Consider the following 2468-nt stretch of genomic DNA (forward strand, 5'->3'; position numbering starts at 1 on the left):
CGTTCCAATTGGCTAGCTACACCTGCAGCAACCAACTTAGCATCCAAGTCTGGCTTACGAATTTCCTCGATATTGATGTGAACCGGAATCCCCATCATTTCGCCAATCTCTTTGCGAAGCTTTTCAACATCTTCGCCTTTCTTACCGATTACGATACCAGGACGCGCAGTGTGAATTGTCACACGAGCGTTCTGAGCTGGTCGCTCGATAGTGATCTTGCTAACTGACGCTCTTTCAAGCTTTTTCATCAAATACTCACGTACCTGAATGTCGTTTAGCAAGTACTTAGCGTAATCACCTTTCTCTGCATACCAAACGGAGTTGTGGTCTTTCACAATACCCAGTCTGATACCAGTAGGATGTACTTTCTGACCCATCTTAGTATCTCCTAGTTATCGGCCACTTTGACCGTGATATGACAGGTGCGCTTGAATATTCTATCAGCACGACCTTTCGCACGTGGTCGGATTCGTTTCATAGTTGGGCCTTCATCAACAAATACTGTTGAAACTTTAAGCTCATCTACGTCCAAACCATCGTTATGCTCTGCATTTGCGATAGCCGACTCCAACACTTTCTTCATAAGGGCTGCAGCTTTCTTAGTGCTGAAAGTTAAAACTTCCAACGCCTCTTCTACACCCTTTCCTCGGATCTGATCTGCTACCAAACGTGCCTTCTGAGCAGATAGACGAGCACCTCTATGCTTTGCAGCTACTTCCATCTCAATATCCTCTCAGAATTATCGCTTCGCTTTCTTATCGGCATCATGACCCCGATAAGTACGCGTTGCAGCAAATTCACCTAATTTATGACCAACCATATCTTCGGTTACATAAACAGGAACGTGTTGACGTCCGTTATGAACCGCAATAGTCAGGCCTACCATCTCAGGAAAAACAGTTGAACGACGAGACCAAGTCTTAATTGGTTTCTTGTCACCTTTTTCCAGAGCCGTTTCTACTTTCTTCAATAAATGAAGGTCTATAAATGGACCTTTTTTCAAAGAACGTGGCACAGCGTAACCCTCTTAGTTAATTACTTAGCCGACCGACGACGTACTATCATCTTGTCAGTGCGTTTGTTCTTGCGAGTTTTATAGCCTTTAGTAGGTACACCCCAAGGAGTAACAGGGTGACGACCACCAGAGGTTCGCCCTTCACCACCACCATGTGGGTGGTCAACTGGGTTCATAACAACACCACGCACCGTTGGTCGAATACCGCGCCAACGTGATGCACCCGCTTTACCTAATTGCCGTAGGCTGTGCTCACTGTTTGAAACCTCACCCAAAGTAGCTCGACATTCAACAAGAACCTTACGCATTTCACCAGAACGCAAACGAAGAGTTGCATAAGCACCTTCTCTTGCTACTAGCTGCGCAGAAGTACCTGCACTACGAGCGATTTGAGCGCCTTTACCAGGCTTCAATTCAACACAGTGGATAACACTACCCACAGGAATATTTCGAATAGGTAAGGTACTGCCTACTTTAATAGGAGCATCTTCACCCGAACGAATCTCTTGACCGACTTCAACACCTTTAGGAGCAATAATGTAACGACGCTCGCCATCCATATATTTCAGCAATGCGATGTGCGCTGAACGATTTGGATCGTGCTCGATACGCTCAACAACAGCTGGAATGCCGTCTTTTGTGCGCTTGAAGTCAACAACACGATAGTGCTGCTTATGACCGCCACCCTTGTGACGAACAGTAATACGACCGTTGTTATTACGACCGCCATTTTTAGATTTCTTTTCAACTAACGGCGCATAAGGACGACCCTTGTATAAATGAGGGTGTACTACCTTAACGACATGACGACGGCCGGCAGATGTTGGTTTGGTTTTTACGACTGGCATAATTCGACCTCTACCTTATTCCACGTCCATGAAATCGATATCCTGACCTTCTGCCAATTTGACATAAGCCTTACGAATATCTTTGCGCTTACCAAGACCGTTCTTAGTGAACTTAGTCTTGCCTTTAATATTTACAGTTTGAACTGCTTCAACTGTAACATTGAAAAGTTTCTCAACAGCCTTCTTGATTTCTGGCTTGCTAGCATCCGCAGCAACCTTAAAACAAACCTGGTTGTTCTCTGCTGCCATAGAAGCTTTTTCAGAAATATGAGGACCTAAAAGAACCTTATAGATACGTTGTTCATTCATCCCAACATCTCCTCAATCTTTTTAAGAGCAGAAACTGTGACAACCACCTTATCGAAACCAACAAGGCTTACAGGGTCAACACTTTCCGCATCACGCACATCCACTTTAGGGATATTGCGAGACGCCAAATATAAGTTTTGATCAATTTCTTCAGAGATGATCAAAGTACTATCTAGCAAACCCTGCTCTTTCAACTTAGCAGTCAGCTCTTTTGTCTTTGGCTCAGCAACAGTTAGCTCTTCAACAACCAACAAACGCTCCTGACGAACCAACTCTGACAAAATAACCTGCATCGC

6 protein-coding genes are annotated in these 2468 nt (G+C 44.6%); all 6 read right to left on the minus strand.

Going from position 1 to position 2468, the window contains the following annotated elements:
- A partial coding sequence (rpsC, locus tag A3729_RS15355) for a 30S ribosomal protein S3 (protein ID WP_068634041.1) occupies positions 1-377 on the minus strand: 377 nt, incomplete at its 3' end.
- A gap of 11 nt (positions 378-388) precedes the next feature.
- Positions 389-727 carry a 50S ribosomal protein L22 gene (gene rplV, locus A3729_RS15360; RefSeq protein ID WP_368664608.1) on the minus strand — a complete coding sequence of 113 codons (339 nt, stop codon included), beginning with the start codon at positions 725-727 and terminating at the stop codon, positions 389-391.
- A 12-nt stretch (positions 728-739) separates the two neighbouring features.
- Positions 740-1015: a 30S ribosomal protein S19 gene (gene rpsS, locus A3729_RS15365; RefSeq protein ID WP_068508516.1), complete on the minus strand. Its 276-nt coding sequence runs from the start codon at positions 1013-1015 to the stop codon at positions 740-742.
- 20 nt (positions 1016-1035) lie between these two features.
- Entirely contained in the window at positions 1036-1863 is an 828-nt protein-coding gene (rplB, locus tag A3729_RS15370) for a 50S ribosomal protein L2 (protein ID WP_068508514.1), read from the minus strand.
- Positions 1864-1878: 15 nt separating this feature from the next.
- A complete protein-coding gene (gene rplW, locus A3729_RS15375) occupies positions 1879-2172 on the minus strand; it encodes a 50S ribosomal protein L23 (protein WP_068508512.1) in 294 nt (97 codons plus the stop codon).
- Positions 2169-2468, minus strand: a 300-nt coding sequence (gene rplD, locus A3729_RS15380) for a 50S ribosomal protein L4 (RefSeq protein WP_082882113.1), incomplete at its 5' end; no start/stop codon positions are given. The genes rplW and rplD, both read right to left, overlap by 4 nt.

It is taken from the genome of Oleiphilus sp. HI0043 (assembly GCF_001634935.1).